Annotated in this window: 24 protein-coding genes, 2 tRNA genes and 1 pseudogene; 13 read left to right on the plus strand and 14 right to left on the minus strand. The window is 29.8% G+C overall.

Going from position 1 to position 24,792, the window contains the following annotated elements; all coding sequences use genetic code 11:
• On the plus strand, positions 1–678 hold a 678-nt coding region (locus tag Q0C58_RS02150; RefSeq protein ID WP_290696825.1), incomplete at its 5' end, for a transketolase C-terminal domain-containing protein.
• 154 nt (positions 679–832) lie between these two features.
• On the plus strand, positions 833–1,471 hold the full coding sequence (locus tag Q0C58_RS02155) for an outer membrane beta-barrel protein (RefSeq protein ID WP_290696828.1): 639 nt from the start codon (positions 833–835) through the stop codon (positions 1,469–1,471).
• Positions 1,472–1,540: 69 nt separating this feature from the next.
• Here Q0C58_RS02155 and Q0C58_RS02160 read toward each other — a convergent pair whose 3' ends face one another.
• The gene (locus Q0C58_RS02160; protein WP_290696830.1) at positions 1,541–2,650 is read right to left on the minus strand and encodes a hypothetical protein; all 1,110 of its coding nucleotides are present in this window, start codon (positions 2,648–2,650) and stop codon (positions 1,541–1,543) included.
• Between the two features lie 79 nt (positions 2,651–2,729).
• On the opposite strand from Q0C58_RS02160, the gene Q0C58_RS02165 reads away from it, so the two are divergent.
• On the plus strand, positions 2,730–3,107 hold the full coding sequence (locus tag Q0C58_RS02165) for an RNA-binding S4 domain-containing protein (RefSeq protein ID WP_290696833.1): 378 nt from the start codon (positions 2,730–2,732) through the stop codon (positions 3,105–3,107).
• Between the two features lie 26 nt (positions 3,108–3,133).
• Positions 3,134–3,637: a phosphoribosyltransferase family protein gene (locus tag Q0C58_RS02170; protein ID WP_290696836.1), complete on the plus strand. Its 504-nt coding sequence runs from the start codon at positions 3,134–3,136 to the stop codon at positions 3,635–3,637.
• On the opposite strand, the gene Q0C58_RS02175 is transcribed toward Q0C58_RS02170, so the two are convergent.
• Positions 3,629–4,147 carry a shikimate kinase gene (locus tag Q0C58_RS02175; RefSeq protein WP_290696839.1) on the minus strand — a complete coding sequence of 173 codons (519 nt, stop codon included), beginning with the start codon at positions 4,145–4,147 and terminating at the stop codon, positions 3,629–3,631. The genes Q0C58_RS02170 and Q0C58_RS02175 overlap by 9 nt on opposite strands.
• 124 nt (positions 4,148–4,271) lie before the next feature.
• Here Q0C58_RS02175 and Q0C58_RS02180 point away from each other — a divergent pair.
• The 7 genes from Q0C58_RS02180 to Q0C58_RS02210 all read left to right on the plus strand — a co-directional run bounded on the left by Q0C58_RS02180 (position 4,272) and on the right by Q0C58_RS02210 (position 9,420).
• Positions 4,272–4,344 (plus strand) — tRNA-Lys (locus tag Q0C58_RS02180).
• A gap of 51 nt (positions 4,345–4,395) precedes the next feature.
• Positions 4,396–4,480, plus strand: a tRNA-Leu gene (locus Q0C58_RS02185).
• Positions 4,481–4,582: 102 nt separating this feature from the next.
• Positions 4,583–5,509 carry a MerR family transcriptional regulator gene (locus Q0C58_RS02190; protein ID WP_290696842.1) on the plus strand — a complete coding sequence of 309 codons (927 nt, stop codon included), beginning with the start codon at positions 4,583–4,585 and terminating at the stop codon, positions 5,507–5,509.
• Between the two features lies 1 nt (position 5,510).
• Positions 5,511–6,974, plus strand: coding sequence for an NAD(P)/FAD-dependent oxidoreductase (gene crtI, locus Q0C58_RS02195; RefSeq protein WP_290696845.1), 1,464 nt, complete (start codon positions 5,511–5,513; stop codon positions 6,972–6,974).
• A gap of 1 nt (position 6,975) precedes the next feature.
• Complete coding sequence (locus Q0C58_RS02200; RefSeq protein ID WP_290696848.1) at positions 6,976–7,815, plus strand: phytoene/squalene synthase family protein; 840 nt, start codon at positions 6,976–6,978, stop codon at positions 7,813–7,815.
• The gene (locus Q0C58_RS02205) at positions 7,815–8,264 is read left to right on the plus strand and encodes a sterol desaturase family protein (RefSeq protein WP_290696850.1); all 450 of its coding nucleotides are present in this window, start codon (positions 7,815–7,817) and stop codon (positions 8,262–8,264) included. Before Q0C58_RS02200 ends, Q0C58_RS02205 begins: the two co-directional genes overlap by 1 nt.
• Positions 8,265–8,274: 10 nt before the next feature.
• Positions 8,275–9,420 (plus strand): lycopene cyclase family protein, encoded by a 1,146-nt coding sequence (locus Q0C58_RS02210; protein WP_290696852.1) that lies wholly within the window; start codon positions 8,275–8,277, stop codon positions 9,418–9,420.
• Here the strand turns inward: Q0C58_RS02210 and Q0C58_RS02215 are convergent.
• From Q0C58_RS02215 to Q0C58_RS02255, 9 genes are all read right to left on the minus strand, one after another.
• Positions 9,415–9,978, minus strand: a complete 564-nt coding sequence (locus Q0C58_RS02215) for a TlpA disulfide reductase family protein (RefSeq protein WP_290696854.1) — start codon at positions 9,976–9,978, stop codon at positions 9,415–9,417. The two genes, Q0C58_RS02210 and Q0C58_RS02215, sit on opposite strands and share 6 nt — an antisense overlap.
• Positions 9,979–10,121: 143 nt before the next feature.
• Complete coding sequence (locus tag Q0C58_RS02220; RefSeq protein WP_290696856.1) at positions 10,122–10,256, minus strand: hypothetical protein; 135 nt, start codon at positions 10,254–10,256, stop codon at positions 10,122–10,124.
• An 802-nt stretch (positions 10,257–11,058) separates the two neighbouring features.
• A complete protein-coding gene (locus Q0C58_RS02225; protein WP_290696859.1) occupies positions 11,059–11,730 on the minus strand; it encodes a Crp/Fnr family transcriptional regulator in 672 nt (223 codons plus the stop codon).
• Positions 11,731–11,851: 121 nt separating this feature from the next.
• Positions 11,852–14,119 (minus strand): aconitate hydratase, encoded by a 2,268-nt coding sequence (locus tag Q0C58_RS02230; RefSeq protein ID WP_290696862.1) that lies wholly within the window; start codon positions 14,117–14,119, stop codon positions 11,852–11,854.
• A gap of 272 nt (positions 14,120–14,391) precedes the next feature.
• Complete coding sequence (locus tag Q0C58_RS02235) at positions 14,392–14,583, minus strand: hypothetical protein (RefSeq protein ID WP_290696865.1); 192 nt, start codon at positions 14,581–14,583, stop codon at positions 14,392–14,394.
• A complete protein-coding gene (locus Q0C58_RS02240; protein ID WP_290696868.1) occupies positions 14,584–15,537 on the minus strand; it encodes a MoxR family ATPase in 954 nt (317 codons plus the stop codon).
• 16 nt (positions 15,538–15,553) lie between these two features.
• On the minus strand, positions 15,554–16,966 hold the full coding sequence (locus Q0C58_RS02245) for a peptidylprolyl isomerase (protein ID WP_366841119.1): 1,413 nt from the start codon (positions 16,964–16,966) through the stop codon (positions 15,554–15,556).
• Position 16,967: 1 nt separating this feature from the next.
• A complete protein-coding gene (locus tag Q0C58_RS02250) occupies positions 16,968–17,822 on the minus strand; it encodes a peptidyl-prolyl cis-trans isomerase (RefSeq protein ID WP_290696874.1) in 855 nt (284 codons plus the stop codon).
• Between the two features lies 1 nt (position 17,823).
• Positions 17,824–19,779: a peptidylprolyl isomerase gene (locus Q0C58_RS02255; RefSeq protein ID WP_290696877.1), complete on the minus strand. Its 1,956-nt coding sequence runs from the start codon at positions 19,777–19,779 to the stop codon at positions 17,824–17,826.
• 459 nt (positions 19,780–20,238) lie between these two features.
• Here Q0C58_RS02255 and Q0C58_RS02260 point away from each other — a divergent pair, with 459 nt between their 5' ends.
• Complete coding sequence (locus Q0C58_RS02260; RefSeq protein ID WP_290696880.1) at positions 20,239–20,475, plus strand: hypothetical protein; 237 nt, start codon at positions 20,239–20,241, stop codon at positions 20,473–20,475.
• 557 nt (positions 20,476–21,032) lie between these two features.
• Complete coding sequence (locus Q0C58_RS02265; RefSeq protein WP_290696883.1) at positions 21,033–21,230, plus strand: hypothetical protein; 198 nt, start codon at positions 21,033–21,035, stop codon at positions 21,228–21,230.
• A gap of 758 nt (positions 21,231–21,988) precedes the next feature.
• On the opposite strand, the gene Q0C58_RS02270 is transcribed toward Q0C58_RS02265, so the two are convergent.
• The 3 genes and pseudogenes from Q0C58_RS02270 to guaB all read right to left on the minus strand — a co-directional run bounded on the left by Q0C58_RS02270 (position 21,989) and on the right by guaB (position 24,766).
• Positions 21,989–22,390 carry a response regulator gene (locus tag Q0C58_RS02270; RefSeq protein ID WP_290696886.1) on the minus strand — a complete coding sequence of 134 codons (402 nt, stop codon included), beginning with the start codon at positions 22,388–22,390 and terminating at the stop codon, positions 21,989–21,991.
• Positions 22,391–22,429: 39 nt separating this feature from the next.
• Positions 22,430–22,750, minus strand: a pseudogene (locus Q0C58_RS12405) (ATP-binding protein); the annotation flags it as partial.
• A 546-nt stretch (positions 22,751–23,296) separates the two neighbouring features.
• Entirely contained in the window at positions 23,297–24,766 is a 1,470-nt protein-coding gene (gene guaB / locus Q0C58_RS02275; protein ID WP_290696889.1) for an IMP dehydrogenase, read from the minus strand.
• Positions 24,767–24,792 lie beyond the last annotated feature (26 nt).

The following is a 24,792-nucleotide window of genomic DNA, read 5'->3' on the forward strand; positions in this document are numbered from 1 at the left end:
GATCAAATTAGACAAAGTGTTGCCTATTCTAACAAAAACGTAAAAATATGTGCTTCGCACGCTGGTATAACTTTAGGTGAAGATGGTGCTACACACCAAATTCTTGAAGATATTGGTTTAATGAAAATGTTACCAGGTATGACGGTTATTAATCCTTGCGATTATAACCAAACAAAAGCTGCAACATTGGCAATTGCAGATCATGAAGGCCCTGTTTATTTACGTTTTGGAAGACCTAAAGTAGCCAACTTTACTGCTGAAAACCAAAAATTTGAAATTGGAAAAGCACTACATTTAGTTGATGGAACAGATGTTACTATAGTAGCAACTGGACATCTAGTTTGGGAAGCTTTAGAAGCTGCTAAAACTTTAAATGACAAAGGAATTTCTGCTGAAGTAATAAATATACATACTATAAAGCCTTTGGATGCTAAATCAATAATAGATTCTGTGAGTAAAACAAAATGTATTGTTACTGCTGAAGAGCATAACCATTTAGGTGGTCTTGGAGAAAGCATTGCTAGAGTATTATCGCAACACAAACCAACGCCTCAAGAATTTGTTGCGACTAACGATACTTTTGGTGAATCTGGAACACCTGCACAACTTATGGATAAGTATGGCTTAAATGCTGATGCTATTATAAAAGCTTGTAAAAAAGTGATTAAAAGAAAATAATACTCCTTAAAATATTATAGTCTAAAGGCTAAAAAAATCAATAGATTTTTTTAGCCTTTTTTATATTTATTATTATCTTAGTTTTAAGCTTATTAGAAAATATATTGGCACGATTTTCGTTTAAAGTTACAGTTCACATTAAAAAACGATAATTATGAAAAATTTTGCAAAGTTTCAAAATCACTTCATTAAAAAAAGTGATTTAAGTAAAAAAGTCTATTTATCAGTATTTTTTGTTTTGGCAATTGTTTCATCAATAATGGCACAAAACGGAAGCGGATTTGGTATTAAAGCAGGTGTAAACTATAATGCTAATGGTGATTATTTTAACTCTGTAAGTAACACTTCAGACGATCCTACAAGAGCAATTGGTTACCACATTGGTGTTTTTGGTAAATTAGGAGACAAGCTTTACATAAAACCTGAACTTATGTATACTAAAACAAATAGTGAGTATGCGCTAGGAGATTATGAACTTAAACGTATTGATGCTCCTGTTTTATTTGGTTTAAAGGTTTTGGGTCCTGTTAGTGTATTTGCTGGTCCAGCATTTCAATATATATTAGATTCTGGTTTTGATAATGCTGAAATTAATACTATTGAAAATGATTTCACCGTTGGTCTTAATTTTGGAATAGCACTAAATTTTAATTCTGTTGGAATAGATTTACGATACGAACGCGGTTTTACAGATAACGAAACAACTCTTATTTTAAATAATTCAACAGTTAACATTGATAGGTTAGATACAAGAGCCGAACAGTTAATACTGGGCATCTCTGTTGAATTATAAAAAACTTTAAAACCTAAAAAAGCCCAATTTGAATTTCAAATTGGGCTTTTTTACATTAATTTAAGAAAACTATTCTAATTCGATTGCGACTTCTGAATTTAAGTAGTTAGGTACAGAAATTCCATTTACCATTGTTGAAGGAACAATTAATGTATTTAATGTAAACGTTCCATCTAATTCTCCTACTATGCTAATGAATACTTCATCAGTAATATCATTATCAAAATAATCTTGTGCTTCTGCTTTTGTCATGAATTGGTTTATACCATTACCTTCATACTCTTTTTGCTCCACTTCATCGCTAGTTAATATACCATCATCATCATCATCATTATCTATAAAATCTACCAATAAATCATCATCAGAATTATCTTCATCTCCTGTAATATCTCCATCTGGATGCTCTAAATGTGAAGGTATTCCATCTAAATCGAAATCGGTATTAGTTCTAGATATTATTTTTAAATTAAAAAACAATGGTGAATATTGAGGTATAGAACCTATAGGAGGTAAAGAAAAATATCCTAAACCAGAAGGCATGAATACGACTCCAACTCCATGATCTTTATATGTAATTGAACCATCAGTATTTTCAATAAAACCCGTTGAAGTTTTAAACTCAATAACACCTTCTCTAAATCCAGCTACAACACCTCCAACAATTCCAACACCTGTAAGGTTGAATGGTTGCCCAGATTCTATATTCACTTGGCTATCGAAAACAGAGCCATCTACTATTGTTCCGCTGTATAGCATTGCTGCTGCGTCTAAAGCATTTATTTCTTCTCCTTCTCCTTCTCTAACTTTTAATATATATAGATTGTAATCTATATCGTCTTGAACCACAGTTTTAATATATAATTTAGGATAGTCGTTAGTCGGATTTTCTAAATAGAAACTAAGAGGTGTTTTATTTTGAGTACCATTATCTGCAGAAATTGTATCTAAGACTACAATAAACTCATTATTCGCTGGATTTGTAGCATCCGAAAAATCGAAATCCTCATAGTTAAAGAAATGAGTATCTAAGTAAGATCGTATCTCTGCATCATTTTCATCATTAACCTCGTCTCTATCTCTATCAGGAACAGCTATAAAGTCTTCTAAATCATCATCTTTACATGAAAAGGTAATAAGTAATAAGGTTAAAATTGGGATTAAAAATTTTCTTAAATTCATTTTTGCTTATTTTTGGGTGCAAGATAAACTATATAATAACTTTGCACAATATCATTAACGTAGAATTAAGTTAAATTATATGCGAATTGACAAGTATTTATGGTGTGTTAGATATTTTAAAACAAGAAATATTGCAACTACAGCATGTAAAAAAGGACATATAAAAGTTAATGGACAGGCTGTAAAGCCTAGTAGAGACGTATATCCTACAGATAAAGTTGAATTACGAAAAAACCAAATTAACTATTCTATCACTATTTTAGATATTCCACCAAATCGCGTTGGTGCTAAACTAGTTGATATTTATAGAGTGGATACAACACCAAAATCTGCATTCGCATCTCAGGATTTACTTAAATATGCAAAAGATTATTATAGAAAAAAAGGTACTGGTAGACCGACTAAAAAGGACAGAAGAAATATCGATGATGTTTACAGAGAAAATGAAGAGGAATAATTTCTATTAAATTAATACAAAAATTTATGACTAGTTTAAAAAACCGTATACTTTCTCACGATGAGATAACACATAAAATTAGACGAATTGCTTATCAAATTTATGAATCGAATAGTAATGAAACCGAAGTTATTTTAGCAGGAATAGACTCCAACGGCTACCTTTTAGCTAAAAAACTAAAGTCTGTTTTAAGCAAAATCTCGCCCATACAACCAATTTTATGTAAAGTAACAATAGATAAGAAAAACCCATTAGACACTATAACAACGTCTATTAAAAAAGAAGATTACAAGAACAAGTCAGTAATTCTAATTGACGACGTATTGAACTCTGGAACTACACTAATTTATGGTGTTAAACATTTTTTAGATGTTCCTCTAAAGAAATTTAAAACAGCCGTTTTAGTTAATAGAAACCATAAAAAGTACCCAGTAAAAGCAGATTTTAAAGGTATTTCTCTCTCAACATCTTTAAATGAACACGTTGAAGTTGTTTTAGAAGCTAAGAATTTTGAAATAAATTTAAAATAATCGAAGTATAATATCTTCAACAATAGTATCTACAGAATCATTAGCGTTTATTTTTATTTCTGCTTTATTATAATAGTAGGATCTTTCAAAAAGATGTTTTCCTATAAATTCTGCCAAAAGTTCATTAGTTTCTATTTTAGTAATTAATGGTCTTTTTGATTTTTCCTTTTTAAGTCTATCAACTAAAACTTCTATACTAACCTTTAGATATACAGTTTTTAAGCTCTTGTTATTTATTAAACTGTCTATTGTATCATAATAACAAGGTGTTCCACCTCCTAGAGAAATTATAGTATTTTTTGAATGCTTTAGTAACGTATCTAAATACTCTTTTTCTTTCTTTCTAAAATATAGTTCACCAGAATCTCTAAAAATGTCTTTTACGCTTTTATTTTCTTCAATTTCGATAACATTATCTAAGTCTTTAAATTCATAATTTAGAATTTTCGCAAGTTCTTTACCAATTTTGGACTTTCCTGAAGCCATATATCCAAGTAAAATAATATTCATTTTTGCTCTTATTATTTGATTATTAAAGATGTAGAAATATTAAGCACAAAAAAACAAAAATAATTTTTAAATTACGCTTGTATTATTAATAAAACGTTTTATATTTGCACCCTCAAAAGGAAAAGACCTGGTAGCTCAGTTGGTAGAGCATCTCCCTTTTAAGGAGAGGGTCCTGGGTTCGAGCCCCAGCCCGGTCACTAAAAAAGTTAAGCTATGCTTAACTTTTTTTTTTATATTTATTTTTAAATGCGCACGTGGCGGAATTGGTAGACGTGCTGGCTTGAGGGGCCAGTGATCGATTAGATCGTGGAAGTTCGAGTCTTCTCGTGCGTACATTTTTTTTGTTTTTTCTGATTATTTATTCATTTATAATTATTACAAATACTTTGTTAATATTAGTGTAATTGTATTTTGTTTAATTATTTTAGCGGAACAATGAACAATATAAAAACAAAATTTAGTATAAAGGACCTTGAAAACCTCTCCGGAATAAAGGCGCACACTATTAGAATTTGGGAAAAACGTTATGCTCTTTTTCATCCTAATAGATCTGATACGAATATTAGATACTATAGTTTAAAAAGTTTACAAAAAATACTAAATATTAGTTATTTAAATAAAAATGGTTACAAAGTTTCTAAAATTGCTAAATTAAACGAAGATGAAATCCCTTTACTTGTAAAAGAAATTTCTGACAGTAAGCTTTATGATAGTTCTGCTATCAATGCTTTTAAAATGTCCATGTTTAGTTTTGATCAATCTCTATTTTTTTTAACTTTTGATAAACTTTTATCTAAATATTCTTTTAAAGAAATATTTTACACTTTCATTGTTCCATTTTTAGATGATATTGGCTTTCTATGGCAGACTGACACCATTACTCCAGCTCATGAGCATTTTATTGTTGAGTTAATTAAAAAAAAAATATTAGTTAATACTGAAAAGGCAATTAATGAAACAAAAAAGATAAATAAAGATCATACATATGTTTTATTCCTTCCTGCAAATGAAATTCATGAATTAGGGCTCCTTTTCGTAAATTATGAATTAACACAGAAAGGTTTTCATACAATATACTTAGGGCAAAGCATGCCTATTGACAGTTTAGAATATTTAAAAGATTATTACAAGGATATCACATTTATCTCAAGTTTCACAGTAAAGCCAGAGTCTGATATAATAAATAACTACTTACAGAAACTTCATACTAAAATATTAAAAGGAACTAATAATGAACTTTATGTATCAGGAAGACAAGTTAATGCTATTGATACTAATATTCTAAACGAAAAAATAGTTGTCCTAGAATCTACAGAAGCAGTGCTTAACAGTTTATGCCATAAAAATCAAAAGGTAAGCTAAAATGAAAAAAAATATAGCAATTATTGGTTCTGGTTTTTCAGCGTTATCTGCTTCTTGTTATTTATCAAAATATGGTAATAAGGTTACTGTTTTTGAAAAAAACGAAACTGTAGGTGGAAGATGCAGACAATTAATAAAAGACGGTTTTACTTTTGATATTGGTCCGAGTTGGTATTGGATGCCAGATGTTTTTGATACATTTTTTTCAGACTTCAATAAAAAAACATCAGATTATTACCAATTAGACAAGCTTTCTCCTGCTTATAAAATATTTTTTGAGGACGACGAGATTACTATAGGCGACACCATGGAAAAAATATGTGAAGAATTTGAGCGCATAGAGTCAGGAAGTTCTGTATCACTTAAAAAATTCATTAAAAAAGCTGGCAAAAACTATGATATTGCAATAAATAAAGTTGTTTTAAAACCTGGAATTTCACCCTTAGAATTAATTACTCCTGAGACTGCAATACGTGTCGATCAGTTTTTTAAAACTATTAGTAATGATGTTAGAAAACGATTTAAAAATCCAAAGTTAATATCAACTTTAGAGTTTCCTGTTTTGTTTTTAGGAGCTAAGCCTAACAAAACACCTGCATTTTATAATTTTATGAACTATGCCGATTTTGGTTTAGGAACATGGCACCCTAAAGGAGGCATGTACGAAGTTATAAAAGCTATGAAAAAATTAGCGGAAGAACTTGGTGTGACAATAAACACAAATAGTGCTGTTTCAAAAATTGATATTACTAATAAAAATGTAAAATCTATTACTGTAAATAATAAGCGAAAAGAATTTGATATTGTCTTAAGTGGTGCTGATTATCATCATTCTGAAACTCTACTTGATGAAGAACACAGACAGTATTCTGAAAGTTATTGGAGCAAAAAAACATTTGCACCTTCATCTCTTTTATTTTATGTAGGTTTAGATAAAAAGCTAAAAAATGTTGAACATCATAATTTGTTTTTCGATACAAGTTTTGAAACACATGCAAAAGAAATTTATGATGATCCTAAATGGCCAGAAGACCCATTATTTTATGCTAATTTTCCATCTCAAACTGATAAGAGTATGGCTCCAGAAGGCTGTGAAACTTGTTTTCTATTAATACCAATAGCTCCTGGTATTGAGGATACTCCACAACTGAGACAACACTATTTCGATATCATAATTAAACGTTTTGAAACATTAACTAAACAGGATGTAAAAAATAATGTTATTTTTAAAGAGTCTTTTTGCGTAAAAGACTTTATTAAAGAATATAACTCTTACAAAGGTAATGCTTATGGTATGGCAAATACACTTTTACAAACTGCCTTTTTAAGACCAAAATTAAAAAGTAAAAAGGTAAACAATTTATATTTTACAGGACAATTAACAGTTCCTGGTCCTGGTGTGCCTCCTGCCTTAATTTCGGGTAAATTGGTAGCAAAATTAATAAATAAACACCACAATAATTAAAATGAAAGCATTATTCGATTCAGTTTCGTATGGTTGTAGTAAGCTTGTAACTCAAGCTTACAGCACTTCGTTTTCTATGGCTACAAAAATGCTTTCAGACTCTATTCGTCAAGACATTTATAATATTTATGGTTTTGTAAGATTTGCAGATGAAATTGTAGATACGTTTCATGAATTTGATAAAAAAACATTATTCGAAAGATTTGAAGCCGATTTAGAAGCCGCTTTAGTCGATAAAATAAGTCTAAATCCAATTCTTAATTCTTTTCAGTATACCTACCATAAATATAATTTAGAAAAGCATATGGTAGATGCTTTTATGAAAAGTATGCGATTAGACCTTTCTAAAACCACTTACTTAACTGAAAGCGAATATAAAGATTACATTTATGGCTCTGCAGATGTTGTAGGATTAATGTGCTTAAAAGTATTTGTAAATGGAGATAATGAAAAATATAATGCATTAAAAGATTCTGCTATGTCATTAGGTTCTGCTTTTCAAAAAGTAAACTTTTTAAGAGATTTAAAAGCAGATTTCGATGTTTTAGAACGCACTTACTTTCCAAATACAGATTTAAATAACCTTGATGAAGACGCAAAGCAAATAATTATTAATGACATTGAATCTGATTTTGCTAAAGGTCTTGTAGGTATTAAACTCCTGCCTTTAGAAGCTAAATTTGGAGTTTTTATGGCATACCGTTATTATAATCAATTATTAAAAAAATTAAAAACAACTCCTGCTTTAGAGATAAAGAATACTCGTGTTAGAGTACCAAACTATAAAAAAGTAGAATTATTAACTAGAAGTTACGTAAAATATCAATTAAATTTATTGTAATGCAAATACTATATTGGATTATTGTTTTCTTAGCAACATTTAGCACCATGGAATTTATGGCGTGGTTTACACACAAGTACGTTATGCATGGTTTTTTATGGTCTTTACACAAAGATCACCACCACAAAGAACACAATAGCTGGTTCGAGCGTAATGATGCCTTTTTTATTTTCTATGCTATTGTTAGTATGACTTGTTTTTATCTTTGGAGTTATGAAGGCATTTGGTATTATTTACCAATTGGTTTAGGCATAATGGCTTATGGAGCAGCATATTTTATTGTTCATGATATTTTTATACACCAACGTTTTAAGTTTTTAAGAAACGCTAATAACTGGTATGCTAAAGGAGTAAGACGTGCACATAAAATGCACCATAAACATTTAGGTAAAGGTCATGGCGAATGTTTTGGAATGTTGTTTGTTCCTTTTAAATATTTTAAACGTTAAGATAAAATAAATGCCAAATAGCAAGTGTTTTGATTATATTATAATTGGTAATGGTCTTGCTGGATTTCAATTAGCATTGTCTCTTGCTGAAAGCTCTTTTTTTAAAGACAAACAAATTGCCTTAATAGATAAATCTTCAAAAACCAAAAACGACAAAACTTGGAGTTTTTGGGAAAAAGAAAATGGTAAATGGGACGATATTGTATCCAAATCATGGAATGAAGCTTTGTTTTTTTCTTCCAAAAAACAGCTCACATTAAAATTAAAACCTTACATATATAAAACCATTCATGCCTTAGATTTTTATTCTAAAGCTAAGCAAGTACTTGATAAAAAAAATAATTTTCATTTTATTATAGATGAAGTTACTTCTATTGAAGACAAAGCTCAACTAATAGTAAAAACAAAAGAGAATCACTACTCTGCTCAACATGTCTTTGATAGTAGAATTACTGAAGATTATTTTTCAGAATTAAACAAATACACAAAAATTATTCAACATTTTAAAGGATGGATTATTGAAACAGAAACACCTGTTTTTAATCCAAAACAATTTACAATGATGGATTATAGGTTAAAAGATGGCCAGCAAACCACATTTACTTATGTTTTGCCATTATCTAAAACCAAAGCACTTGTTGAGTTTACTTATTTTACTAAAGCTATTGTAGATGAAGAGACTTATGATAGTTTTATAAAAAAATATATTACTGAAACATTAAAAATAAGTGATTACACTATTATTGAAACGGAAAGCGGAAACATTCCTATGACGAATTTTCCATTTGAAAATTATTCAACTAAAAATATTACAAAAATTGGCACTGCTGGTGGATGGGTTAAGGGCTCTACTGGTTATTCTTATAAACATACTGAAAATAAAGTAACTAAAATTATTGAAAATTTAAAGCAGAACAAACAAGTTTCAAAAGGTCTTTTTAAGCAAAAATATAAGTTTTATGATAAAATATTTTTAAAAGTTTTACATGATGAAAACGAAAAAGGCGAATGGATTTTCGAGAAATTTTATGCTGAAAACACTGTAGAAAGTAAGTTTCGTTTTCTAGACGAAGAATCTTCACTTTTAGAAGAATTAAAAATTATGAAATCGTTATTTTCTATAGCCTTTATAAAGGCGTTTTTTAAAACTTTATAGTTTAAGTAATTCGTCAATAGTATTTCTAACCGTTTGGCTGTTCCAGTTTGCGGCACCAGACTCGTCTATAATAATATTGCCATCTCTGTCTAATAAAAAAGTTCTGGGTATACTATTTACACTAAAGGTTTTAGGAGCTTGAGATAATGGAGTGAAAACTTTTAAATTATAATTTTTATTTTTTAAAAATTTTTTTACTACTTCTTGATTTTCGTTAGATACTAAAACAAATTCAATTTTATCACTATAATCATTATACAATTCTTGAATTGAAGGCATTTCTGCAATGCAAGGAGGACACCACGTTGCCCATATATTAACTAGCACTACCTTTCCTTTTAATTGGTTTAAAATGAAGTTATTGCCTTCTAAATCTTCTAATTGCCAACTATAGCTACTTACTTGTTTTAAAGCATCACTATCTTGTATATTTGGGCTTAATTTAGCAATAATAGTATGCAGAGCTACTTGAATTTTTTGTCGCGTTTGTGGTATTACCATCAGTACTATTACTACAATAAAAATTATATTTTTAATTGAAACTCTATTTTTTGACATAGCTATATAAATAATGAAGCGCTAATTTTCCAATTAATGCTTGATCTAAAAAAAACAAACTTTACTATTATACCTTATAAATTCTATTTATTGAGGTGATTATATAGTATTCTATATTATTGTTTATCTTGTTAGTGTACCTGTTAAGAATCTAAATTTTGATTAAGCATGTGACTATCTGGTGCAACAGTTCTAGCTTGTGGTATACTTAACAAAGGTTTAAGTGCAAATGGAGCTGGAGAATAATCTGGAGATGGTTCTAAAGAAACAACAATCATTCTACCAGAAACATCTAATAGAAAATCTTCTCCTGCTGGTGCATTATTAAAGAAATCTTCTCCTGGAATTGGTGGCCCAACATTTTCTATTCTACTAAAACTAGTTGCTGCTACAACATTATCATCAGCTACATTAAATGCTGTAAATATACCAGTTGATAATGGTCCTGATTCACCGATTACCCAACCTTCATAAGCCTAAATTTCAGGTAAAGTTGGTAATGTTAATGTGGTACAGGTGGCATTCCAGGAAGACCAAACCATACACCATTTTCATTATTCATATTATCTCCTAAAGTTTCATCTATAGGTGTTCTGAAAAAGAATGAACCTGCTGCATTTGAAAAATATTCAATTAATCCAGTAGTTACAGATACTTCATTACCAGAAAAATCTCTCGCTAAAACTTTTGTTGGATCTGTTGCTGGATCTGGTTCAATTGATAAAACAAAAGTAGATGCAGTATTTACTTGAAATGTTTGTGGAAAAGTTATAGAACTAAAAGTTCCTGTAGATACTGGTGTTCCATTTACTATTACCCAAACTTAATATACAAAATCGTCTCCAAGTACTTCTAACCCATTTAAGTTAATTATTAGATTGAAGGAAGTTGTTTATACTGCTGTTGCATCATCATCACTTCAAGAAGTGGCATAAAAACCTAATAACAAGGCTACTAAAATCATTTTTTTAAATCATTTTTTGTTTTTTTTTAAAAATTTGTTATTGTTATTTGCAAAAGTAGTAAATAATTTTTTTGGGTTATCAATATTATATAAAACTAGAAATAGGTCTTTACTATCTAAGCAGATGCTTTATATATTCTTATTTCGTTTCTATTAAAATCTAGAATTTTTTCCTCTTTTAATTCATTAATTAAAATATTTAATGTTGGTCTCGACGTTCCAATTAATGAGGCAATGTCTTTTTGAGTGTATGAATGTTTAACAACATGATCTCCAGTTTCTGGACAATCGTAGCCATATTCTGCACATAATTCGTTTAAAAATTCTAACAAGCGTGTTTTTGTGTCTTTAAACATTAAAAGCTGAAGACGTCTTTCTAACTTTTTAAATTTAAATCCAATAAATTTATAAACCTTAAAACTAAACGTTTGGTTGTTTCGCATTAGCTCATGCATAGTGTCAACTCCTATTGGACAAATTGTGGTTCCATTATCTATAGACTGTGCAAATTCATCTCTTATCTCTTCTCCTAAAATAGCTTTTTCGCCAAATAGTTGTCCTTTAGATAAGATAGCTTTAACCACCTCTTCTCCACTTTTACTATAATAACCAACTTTAACTTTTCCTTTTTCAATAAGGTAAACTTTGTTAGCAAAATCTTCTGTAAAGTAGATATAGTCTTTCTTTTTGTAAGCATCAAAATCGTGATCTTTCTTATATGCTTTAAACTTGTGAGGACATAATACCTTAAAAAGATTGGTGTCTTCGAAAAACCAAAGTGAATTCATGTTTTCTTTTTATTGACTATTAGATACTTAATAGTCGCTATTTATATATACTACTTACAAAAAAGAATAAAAAACTCCTAATAATAATTAGGAGTTTTAAAATTTTAAAAAGAAACAATAATTATGCGTTCTCTTTTTTAATTAGGTTTAATGCAGAACCTTCGTTATACCAATCTATTTGAGATTGATTATATGTATGGTTTAGCATAATTATATCTTTACTTCCATCTGCATGAACAGCTTCTAAAGTTAATTGTTTACCTGGTGCAAAATCTGCCATGTCAACAAAGTTAAAAGTATCATCTTCTTGGATTAAATCGTAATCACTTTCGGTAGTAAATGTTAAACCTAACATTCCTTGCTTTTTCAAGTTTGTTTCGTGAATACGTGCAAAAGACTTTACAATTACAGCTACAACACCTAAATGTCTTGGCTCCATTGCTGCGTGTTCTCTTGACGAACCTTCACCATAGTTATGATCTCCTACTACAATGGTATGAACTCCTGCTGCTTTATATGCTCTTGCTGTATCTGGTACACCACCAAATTCACCAGTTAATTGATTTTTAACAAAGTTTGTTTTCTTGCCATAAGCATTAACAGCACCAATTAAACAGTTATTAGAAATATTATCTAAATGTCCACGGAAACGTAACCAAGGTCCAGCCATAGAAATATGGTCTGTTGTACATTTACCAAATGCTTTGATTAATAATTTAGCACCATCAATTTTGTTACCTATTGGCTCGAAAGGTGTTAATAATTGTAAACGTTCTGAAGTTGTACTTACTTTAACTTCTACTCCACTACCATCTGCTTGAGGCGCTAAGTAGCCGTTATCTTTAACTTCGAACCCTTTTGGTGGTAATTCCCATCCTGTTGGCTCATCGAACATAACTTCTTCTCCGTTTTCTGTAAGCAACTTGTCTATTAACGGATTAAAGTCTAAACGACCTGCAATTGCTATTGCAGCTGTTATCTCTGGCGAAGCAACGAAAGCGTGTGTATTAGGGTTTCCGTCTGCACGTTTAGCAAAGTTTCTATTAAAAGAATGTACAATACTATTTTTAGGAGCGTTTTTTGGATCGCTATATCTTGCCCATTGACCAATACAAGGTCCACAAGCGTTTGTAAATATTTTAGCATCTAGTTTTTTAAATATTCCAAGAATACCATCTCTATCTGCAGTGTATCTTACTTTTTCTGAACCAGGATTAATACCTAGTTCTGCTTTCATTTTTATGCCTTTATCTAAAGCTTGTTGTGCAATTGAAGATGCACGAGACAAATCTTCGTAAGAAGAGTTAGTACAAGACCCTATTAATCCCCATTCAACATTTATTGGCCAATCGTTTTTAGTAGCGATTGCATTCATGTCCTTACCAACTTTAGTTGATAAATCTGGTGTAAATGGTCCGTTTAATAATGGTGTTAATTCTGATAAGTTTATTTCTATAACTTGATCGAAATATTGCTCTGGATTAGCATAAACTTCTGGATCTCCTGTTAAGTATTCTTTAACTTGGTTTGCTGCATCAGCAACATCTGCTCTTTCTGTAGCACGTAAATAACGTTCCATAGACTCATCGTAACCAAAGGTTGAAGTTGTTGCTCCAATTTCTGCTCCCATGTTACAAATAGTTCCTTTTCCTGTACAAGACATAGAAATTGCTCCATCTCCAAAGTACTCAACTATAGCTCCTGTTCCTCCTTTTGCAGAAACAATTCCAGCTACTTTTAAGATAACATCTTTTGGTGCAGTCCATCCAGATAGTTTACCTGTTAACTTAACACCTATTAATTTTGGAAACTTTAATTCCCAAGCCATTCCTGCCATAACATCTACAGCATCTGCTCCACCAACTCCAATGGCAACCATACCTAAACCTCCAGCATTTACTGTGTGAGAATCTGTACCAATCATCATTCCTCCTGGAAATGCATAATTTTCTAATACTACTTGATGAATAATTCCTGCTCCTGGTTTCCAGAAACCTAATCCATATTTATTAGATACAGATTCTAGAAAATTAAAAACCTCACTAGATACATCGTTAGCATTTTTTAAATCTGTTGAAGCTCCATCTTTAGCTTGAATTAAATGGTCGCAATGCGTTGTAGTAGGCACAGCAACCTTACTTTTACCTGCTTGCATAAATTGCAATAAAGCCATTTGTGCTGTTGCATCTTGTAAAGCAATACGATCTGGTGCGAAATCTACATAATCTTTACCTCTAGTAAACGCTTTAGTAGCTTTACCATCCCAAAGGTGATTGTATAAAATTTTCTCTGAAAGTGTTAATGGTTTACCAACGACTTCACGTGCTGCATTAACGCGTTCTGCCATTTGGCTATAAACCTTCTTAATCATATCGATGTCAAATGCCATATAGTAATAGTTTTTAGGTTGTTATTGTTTAGTATGAATTCCGAATTCACGGTCTCGCAAAAGTACAAAATATTGAAGAATTTAAAAAATTTGTAACGAATTACGAAAGCGTTTGCGAATTATTTAAAATATATTCTTAATTCTATTGATAATATATCAAAATGATAATTATAAGATTAAAAAAATATTAAATTAATAAGTAAAATGAAATACTTTTTACTTAAAGTGAAAATTTAAGAAATAAAATTTTACTATTTGAGAATAGTATTTGATTATTTCTTTAAAAAATATTTAATTAAAATAACTATTAAGACTATTAGCCCTATAACTTCGACTACTGAACCTAAAGTTAGAATTACACTCCCATAAGGCCAATGCTGAATTTTAAAAAGAGCACCAATAATGGTTAAAATAATTCCAAAAATAAAAATAAGTAAAGCAGGAACAAACTGTTTTGCTTTCATTTAAAACAAACTTTCTATAATCTGTTCTTCACTTACACTTTCAGCTTCTGCTTTGTAGTTTTTAATAATTCTATGACGCAGAATACTAGTTGCAACAGCTTGAACATTTTCGATATCTGGAGAAAATTTACCATTAATTGCAGCATGCGTTTTTGCAGCTAAGATTAAGTTTTGAGATGCTCTTGGTCCTGCTCCCCAATCTATATATTGTTTTACTAAATCTGCAGCAGTGTCGTTATTTGGTCTAGTTTTAGCTACCATTTTTACTGCATATTCAATAACGTTATCTGTTACTGGAATTCTACGAATTAATTGCTGAAAATCTATAATTTCTTGCGCATTAAATAATGCTTTTACTGTTGGTTTAGCATCACTAGTAGTTGCTTTTACAACTTGTACTTCTTCTTCAAAAGTTGGATAATCTAAATTAATAGCAAACATAAAACGGTCTAATTGTGCTTCTGGCAAAGGATAAGTTCCTTCTTGCTCGATTGGGTTTTGTGTTGCTAATACAAAGTACGGCAAGTCTAATTTATAATTGTGTCCTGCTACAGTTACAGAACGCTCTTGCATAGCTTCAAGTAAAGCTGCTTGTGTTTTTGGAGGTGTACGGTTTATCTCATCTGCTAAAATAATATTAGCAAAAATTGGTCCTTTTATAAATTTAAAATTTCGACTTTCGTCTAAGATTTCACTTCCTAAAATATCGCTTGGCATTAAATCTGGCGTAAATTGAATACGTTTAAAATCTAAACCTAGAGTTTGAGCTATTGTATTTACCAATAGTGTTTTTGCTAAACCTGGAACACCTATTAAGAGTGAATGTCCTCCAGAAAAAATAGAAATTAATACTTGATTAACTACATCGTCTTGACCAACAATAATTTTAGATATCTCTTGTTTTAAAGCCTTATATTTTATTACTAATTGGTTAATAGCTGCTACGTCTGACATTCCTTAGTTTTATAAGTTAATTTTTAAGCCAATTATTAGTAAAATCGCAATCTCTATAATTACCACTTATTTTAACATAAGTATCTAATATTTTTTCTTCTTGCCATTTACCAATAGTCTCTAGACGTTTTTCGTTTAGAGCTAATTCTTTAATTTTAAGATAATCTCGAGAATAATTTGCTAAGTGCTCATCTATTCTATCTGTAACCGTAAGAATTTTAAATTGTACGTTACCAATTTCGTCTCTATCTACAAGAACGTCGGATACTTTGTTATTAGGTAAATCTTGAATTTTTACATAGATCTCTGTATCCATTTTTGTTAATTCAAAATTATAATCTTGCGTTGCAGGATTAATTAATTGTCCGCCTTGAAACTTAGTTTCTATCTCGTCACTAATCTCTCTAGCTGCATCTGCAAAAGTAATACTGCCTTCTTCTATATTTTTTTTAGTTTCTTCAATTTTATCTTTTGCTTCTTTAATAGCGCTTTCTGCTACTTCTGGAATCATTAAAATATGTCTTACATCGTATTCTTGACCTCTAATTTTTTCAAGTAAAATAATATGATAGCCATATTGTGTTTTAAAAGGCTGCGAAATTTCTCCTTCTTGAAGAGAAAAAGCAACTTCTCTAAACTCTTTCACCATTCTTGGTCTTGAGCGATTCATTGGAGGTAGTGCTCCTCCATTTTTTTTAGATCCTGGATCGTCTGAATTAAAAAGTGCTTTAGACCTAAAGTTTGCTCCATTTTTTTCTACGTCTCTTTTTATATCTTTAAGTTTACTAATTACGTTATCTATTTCTACTTGTGTAGGTTTTGGCTCTATGACTATTTGTGCTACTCTAAGTTCTGTTCCAAATTCAGGAAGTTGGTCTTTAGGTATTTTGTTAAAAAACTGACGTACTTCTTCTGGTGTTACTTCGATTTCATCAATAATTTTACGTTGCATTTCTGCTCCTAACTTTTGAGATTTATTGATTTCAAACATCTCATCTCTTAAACTTTGTTCGTCTGCTTTCTTATAAAAATCAAGAACTTGTTTCATATCGCCACCAACCTGTTGTTTAATTTGTTGTAGTTGTTGGTCTACGAAAGAACGAATCTCGGCATCACTAATAACAATACTATCTTGTATTGCATGGTGTGCATATAATTTGTCTTCTAAAAGTTTTCCAAATAATTGGCATCTAGAAAATTTAGATGGATCTCCACCTTGGGCTTTAAGTTGAAGGTATGTTTTGTCTATATCTGACTCTAATACAATATAGTCTCCAATTACTGCAGCAACTCCATCTACTCTAATATTTGTAGTTGATTTTGTAGAATCTTTTACTTTTTCTGCTTTTGGTGTCTCGTCAATAATTTCTTGTGCTAACATTACATTAGCTACAAAAAGTGTTAAGCAAATTGCTATTATGTGTTTCAAATTAATTATAAATTTCAAATTGTTTATTTTTAATTGCATCTTTTGTAATATCCTTTTCTAGTTGTCTTACAATTTCTAGTTTACGTTTGTTTACTACTATTTGCTTGATTGTTGGAAGCACATATTCTAAAGGTGCTTCTGCGCTTCTAAGCAAGACATCGTTAATTTGCATCAAATATAGTCCTAATGAATCTTTACGTTGTATAAAATTAGTTTTTTTTAACAGTTCATTTTTATTTTCTGAAGTAACTGTTGGTATTTTAGTAATAACTTGATCTAATCTTATCCAAACCGAATCATTTAAAGAATAAGACTTAAACTGAATTGCTATAGAATCTAATTCTCTTTTATCTTTTGTATTAAAGCGCTTAAATTTTTGCTTTACATCGTTTAAATCTAATCTGTTTTCTTCAATATTAATGTATCTAAATTTTATAAGATCCTCGTTAAGCTTAAATGCTTGTTTATTATCTTCATAATATTTTGTGGCTTCAGCTTTAGAAACTGTTGTATCTAGGTTTTTATATACTAAGGCTTCTAAATAAGCTTTACTGTATAAATCGTTTCTATATTGATTTATTAATGCATTAAATTCGTCTTGCGTATTCTGTTTTAAATTTAGATTTGCACCTTGAACTAATAACTGTTCTGTTGCCCAATTATTAATAAAGTTACTTGCAATTACAGTACTGTCTTGTTTAGAGTAATTTTCTGGCAGCACTGCTTTTAGATCTTCTTCATACAAATAAGTTTCGTTTACTCTGGCTATTACGTTTTTAGTTTCTACTTGCTTAAAATAGTCGCAAGACGCTAAAGCAAAAACAATAAATACATAAAATAGAATTTGCTTAAACATCTTAATTTTTTAGTGTCTGTTTTATAGTATTTAAAGCCTCTTGATTAATGTTTACAATATATTTACTTGCTAATTCCTTAAGCCAATTTTCTTCTTTAAAAGATTGATAATCTCCTATCACATTTCCTTTAGCTTCTTCAAACGTTTTTAGGCTTTTTGATAAAACGGCATTAACCTTAACAACTATATAACCATCATTATGCTTATATATTTTAGAAACGCCTTTTTTAAAGCTAAGTGGCTTTGGTAATGCCTGATGATTTTTATCCATTTCTCCTGAAGAAAAACTAACATTAACTTGATTGTTAGTGTTTACCTGATTTTTAATTGACTCCACACCTACTTCTTTCTTCATTAACTTTGATATTTTTTTTACTATGCTTTTTTTAGCAGAAGAAGCCACTACTGCATCTACTCGCTCTGGAAAAAAATAACTTTCTTTATGCGTATTGTAATACTCTTTTAATGCAACAGAATCGTTTTTTGCTACATTCCAAATTTCAGTTTCCATTAAATCGAATAATAATAAACCGTCTCTATATTCTGCAACAATTTGAGCATAATCATTGTTTTCTACCATTAAATTATCTTCTTGGTATTTCTGTAATTCGTTTTCTAGAAAACTATTATAAACTTTATTTACAACTGCTGCTATTGTAATTGTTTTGTTATTATAATTACGTTGATTTTTAACTAAAAACTGACCAAAATCATTATAGGTTAAAGCTTTATCTTGAATTTTAACAATTATTTTTTCTGCTTCAAAATTTAAAGGTTGTCTCCATTTGTTATTAAAATAGTCTTTAGAAACTATACTTTTAAAATAACTTAAAGCGGCATCGTTTTCTGTAATGGTGTATTTTGCTTTTAAGGTTTTAATTCTAGACTGGTTGATAATTTTAGAACGCGAATCTTTTTTTATTTTAGATTGTAATTGCGGTTTCATTTCTTCTAGAGATGCAATATCTTTTTTATCCTTTAGTTTTACAATGTGCCATCCAAATTGTGTTTTAAAAGGCTTAGACACATCGTCTATATTTTTTAATTCGAATGCAGCTGCTTCAAATTCAGGAGCGCTAATTTCGCCACTAGAAAATGGTTTTAACATTCCTCCTTTACTCGAAGAGCTTTTGTCTTCAGATAATTGTTGGGCTAACCCATCGAAAGCTTCGCCTTGTTGGATACGCTTATATATTTCGTTAATTTTAGTTTCACTTTCTTTATTGTTTGTATTTTCTTCATCTGTTTTAATCATTATATGCGCTACAGAAACCTCACCTCTAGCTCTACGTTTATTAAAAACGGCTACTACATGATAGCCAAAACGTGTTCTAAATGGTTGCGATACTTCATCAACGTTAGTATTAAATGCAGCATTTTCAAAAGGATAAACCATTTTAAAGGCTGAGAAATAACCTAAATCTTCTGCAAAAATGGTTTTTCCATTGTGCACGTCTTTTTGCACAACTTTATAACCTTCTTTAATAACACGATCTCTTAATTTTACAATTTCTTTGTAAGCTGTTAAAGTATCTTTAGCACTCGCAGTCTCTTCTATTCTAACTAAAACATGACTTGCATTAACTTCTGTCTGCAATCTATTATGTGCCTCTATAACTAAATCGTCTGTTACCTTATTATCTGTTAAATAATTTTTAGCCAATTGTTTTTTATAACTTTCGAATTCACGCAAGTAACTTGGCTTTTTATCTAATTCTAATCGTTTTGCTTCTTGCAATTTTAGTTTATAATTTATAAAGAGTTTTAGGTATGCATCAATATCTTTTTGAGATTCGTCTTTTACTAAGTCTAAATTTTTATTGTAAACTCTTGTAAATTCTGAAGTATAGATAGCTGTTTGGTTTATTGTAAAAAGCACGTCTTTATCCTGAGCTTGCGCCAAAAATATTGAAGCAAAAATAAAAGTAAAAAGGAATAATAGATGTTTAATTTTCATGAGTTTATTTTTATAATTTTATAAGCTTGCATACTATGAATAGCAATTATTGATTTAAGAGGTAAAATACTTAACCCTCTCACTTTCTTTAATTATATGTAATATTATAAAGTGTTGCAAAAATAACAATATTAGCCTATAATACAAATACATTAACAAACGATAGAAAAAGAATATTTATTGTAAAAAAAGCAGTGTTAGTTAAATAACTAAATTTAGTTTTTAGATTGCAAATTATTTTAACGAATAAAGAAATATTTTAGAGACTCTCTAATATTTTACGTTATAAATTTATTTAATTTTACTTTATTATTTTTTTACAAAAAAAATATAGATATTATAGATTGTTTAAAGATTACTCTAAAAGGATCTGTTGGTTCTCAATTTTTTTTAAAATACAGCCTATAATTTGTATTAACTATTTTAAAACTATGCCTATTAAGGTATTTCTATAAAAAGATGCGTAAATTAAAATTAATATGGGATTTTAAAGGACCTGATGGATTAAAGGTAGCTCAACACCACGAGATTCACCTAAAAGAGTACATTAATATTAAAGAATTAAGCTTAAACATGACCGGCTTTGAAGTTATTAATGATTTCCATGCTATTGCTTTTATGATTGTAAATGAAGAAGGAATGAAACCTATTAGAGATGCATTAAAACCGCATCGTGGTCAAGTTTATGTAGAATGATTTTTTGTATCATAATCTACTAGTTACTACATTTTATTTTTTAAGACTCTAGTTTAAATGTATTAAAAATCTTTTCTTATTTTCAGGCTTCTTATAATAAATAGATAATTTTAAATATAAAAAGGCTATTTACCGATGGTTGTTGAGCACTTATTCATGGTTGTCTTTTTAACTGTAAAAATAACATATTAACAAACAAATATGCGTTTTGTAGAAAATTATATCTTTTTCACCTATGAAATTAATATTTCATCCTGATTCAATGTGTTTTTACTGAGCTATTCAAATTTAACGAAATAAATACTATGCTTAAGTTATCTACATTTTTAATGTTATGTTGTTTTTTAAATTAAAATGCATCATCCGCATCTGTTAAGAGCACAACCACAAACTACGAAACCAACGCATCTGTTTTAGCAGAAACGGATCCAACCGATCCTGTTAGAGTTGACAATGCTGATGTTGGGATTTTTCCAGGAGAAACTAATGGGATAACTAAGTTTGTACCTAAAACTAAAATTTTAGCATTAAATATTGACCTTATAGTAACTGGTATAATGTCTGTAAACCATGGTAAAAAGATTTTAGTAGCAGCAACAAATGGCTCTATAGCTCTTGTGACTCATTGCAATAATTCTTATGGTAAAAATAGAATGAAATACAGTTCTACCATGACAATACCTCAAGGTAACGCATTCGAACTTACTTACAACGGTAACATTAACAAATGGGAAATAACTAATACAAACCCATAATAACATATAGCTTACATCATATGTAAATGATAAAATCAGATCAATTTAATTGGTCTGATTTTTTTTGTTAAATATTTAAGAATAATAGTTTAGAACAATTTTTAGTGGTTTCATATTAATTTTAAAAACAAGTTCATTATTTAATTTAGTTTTAGCACCTAAAAACTTTTATTTACGAATTTTCACAATTAATTATCGTGCTTTAGTTTAGTTTTATTAATCTCATGAGGCAAACCTTTTTTGGGTCTATAAAACAAAAATATAGGCTTTAAGCTATACTGGTTTATTAGAATCAGCAATATATTAGAAGTATTGAATTTTATGAGCTTAATAAAGTAGCACATAATATACTTTCATTAGTATTATTTTGCTCTATTATAACTATTTATGGGTATTAGAATATTTAAAAAACCAATAAAATTACTACTCTAAAATGAAAGTGAAAAACAAATATTAAATAAGCTAACTCTATTAAAAACTGTATAAACTAAGTATATAATATTAATACATAAATATGTTTTTAAAACTTATAAACAGACTATTTTTAAGAATTTTACAAATAGAAAACAACCATATAGTACTACAAAAAAACTTAAACCTACTAATATTGGATCAAATCTCTTATACTATAATTCTATATTTTGTATACATTAAATTAGAGAATAATAACGCTTTGGTCGTGAAATTTTACACAACATAAAAAATTGCATAATGTAAGATAATAACTAGAAAAAGTTACAGCATTTAAGACTACTGTACTAAATATGTTTTAAAATAGTTTCTACAAAAACCATCTCGTCATAAGGTTTAATAATAATAATAATATCACAAATTAAAGAGTTTTGGATACTCTCTCTCATTTCCTCAATTTCTACTGCAGTAAGCGCAATAACTGGAACATTTTTATTAAAAGATCTTATAGCTTCAGTTGCTTCAAGGCCATCCATTCCTGGCATATTAATATCCATTAAAATAAGATCTATAGACTTTGTTTTGGCTAACTCAACAGCCTCCAAACTTCCTCCTGCTACTAAAGGATTTGCTTTATATTTTTCAAGCATTTTTCTAGTAATTATTCTGTTAATTCTATTATCATCTACAACTAAAATTGTTTTATTGTCGATAGAGATTTTAGATTCTAATTTAACACCACTCTCCACTTCGTAGCTTTCTTTAGCAATATCGTAACTGATTTCAAAAGCTATTTCTGTTCCTTCACCCTCTTCACTAATTAGGCTAATTTCAGACTTATGAATTTCTAATAGTTTTTTAACAATAGGAAGACCTAATCCTGTTGCTTGATATTCTCCTCTTTCGTTTTCTACTTGTGCAAATTCATCGAAAATTAATTGTTGTTTACTTTCTGCAATCCCAATACCTGTATCTTTAAGTTTAAGTTTGGCACGTTCATTTTCTATTGAAACAGCTTGAATATCTAATGAGATTGTGCCATTCTCTGTAAATTTACAAGCGTTACCTATTATATTAATTAGTATTTGAGAAAGCTTTACATCATCAATTGTTTTTGCATAATCTTTATTATAAAAACCTTGTCGTACAAATCACAATTAAAGAATCCATATCCTTGTGAGACTGAGCAATAGTATCTATAATCTATAGTTTTTATGGTTTCTTTTTCAGTCTGAGCGAAGCTAAAAGCAAACTGTAAAAATAGGGCTATCGTAAGTAAAGGGATTTTATTCAAGGTGTTAGTTTTATAAGTAATTTAGGTGCTATAATAATAAGATTTTTTGTAACTATCTAAAAAATAGATAGGTAAACAACAATTAATCTGCATATTTAATAAAGAAAAACTCAAAAAAAGTTTTAATACAATACTTTACTTTAACACTGTGCAAGATAAAAAAAATAGAAATATGAGATAATGTCTATAAAATTAAACTCAATTCAAGCAACTATGTTTGTAAATATTTTACACGTATTTAAACACTTTTTTAGAAGCTATTATAATTGAAAAATAAATTTAAAGTCTTTTTTAACTAAAAAAAGCACAACTAAGTAGTTGTGCTTTTAAATATTAAACTTCATTTATAAACAGTAATTTATTATCTAGAATAATTTGGAGCTTCCTTTGTAATAGTAACATCATGTGGATGGCTCTCGTTAATACCTGAAGCAGTAATTTTTACAAACTTTCCAGTTTTTTTAAGCGTATCAATATCTTTAGCGCCACAATAGCCCATTCCTGCTCTAAGACCTCCTATAAATTGGTGAATACTCTCAAATAATTCACCTTTATAAGGTACACGACCTACAATACCTTCTGGCACTAGCTTTTTAATATCATCCTCTACGTCTTGAAAATAACGATCTTTACTACCTTGTTTCATAGCCTCTACAGATCCCATTCCGCGATAAGATTTAAACTTTCTGCCTTCGTAGATAATGGTTTCACCTGGAGATTCTTTTGTTCCTGCTAAAAGCGATCCTAGCATAACTGTATCTGCTCCTGCTGCAATAGCCTTTGGTATATCTCCTGTATAACGAATACCTCCATCTGCAATTACTGGAACACCTGATCCTTTAATAGCTGCTGCCACTTCTAAAACTGCAGAAAACTGAGGAAAACCTACTCCTGCAACTACACGAGTAGTACAAATAGAACCAGGTCCAATACCCACTTTTACTGCATCTGCTCCTGCTTCTACTAAATATTTAGCAGCTTCGGCAGTTGCTATGTTTCCAACGACAACATCTAACCCTGGAAATTTTGATTTTACTTCTTTTAAAACACTCACTACACCTTTGGTATGTCCATGTGCTGTGTCTATAATTATGGCATCTACTCCAGACTTAACTAAAGCTGCTGCTCTATCTATTGCGTCTCCAGTAACTCCAATTGCAGCTGCAACTCGCAATCTTCCGTAAGTATCTTTATTTGCAAAAGGTTTTTGAGTAACTTTAGTAATGTCTCTAAACGTAATTAACCCAGCAAGTTTCTTGCCTTCTATTATTAAAAGTTTTTCAATTTTATTTTCTTGAAGTATTTTTTCGGCATCTTTTAGAGAGGTTCCAACAGGAGCAGTGATTAGGTTATCGCTCGTCATAACCTCAATAATTTCTCTATTATTTTCATGTTCAAAACGCAAGTCTCTGTTAGTTACAATACCTTTAAGATTGCCTTGATCGTCAACAATTGGAATACCTCCAATACTATGCTCTCTCATTGCATTTTTTGCATCTGCAACAATTGCTGTTAACGGTAATGTAACAGGATCTATAATCATTCCGCTTTCTGCACGTTTTACTTTACGCACTTTCATAGCTTGTTCCTCGATAGTCATGTTTTTGTGCAAAACACCTATTCCACCTTCTTGAGCCATAGCAATTGCCATTCTGCTTTCGGTAACTGTATCCATAGCTGCAGATACAATAGGAACGTTAATTGTTATATTTCGTGTAAATTTTGTTTGAATATTGACTTCGCGTGGCAAAATCTCTGAAAAAGCTGGTACTAAAAGTACGTCATCGTAGGTTAAACCTTCACCAACTATTTTATTTTCGTGTGCTGTCATTGCAATTGGAATTAATTGCGTGCAAA

Origin of the sequence: Lacinutrix sp., from assembly GCF_023299985.1 — a bacterium.
Taxonomy (GTDB): domain Bacteria; phylum Bacteroidota; class Bacteroidia; order Flavobacteriales; family Flavobacteriaceae; genus Lacinutrix.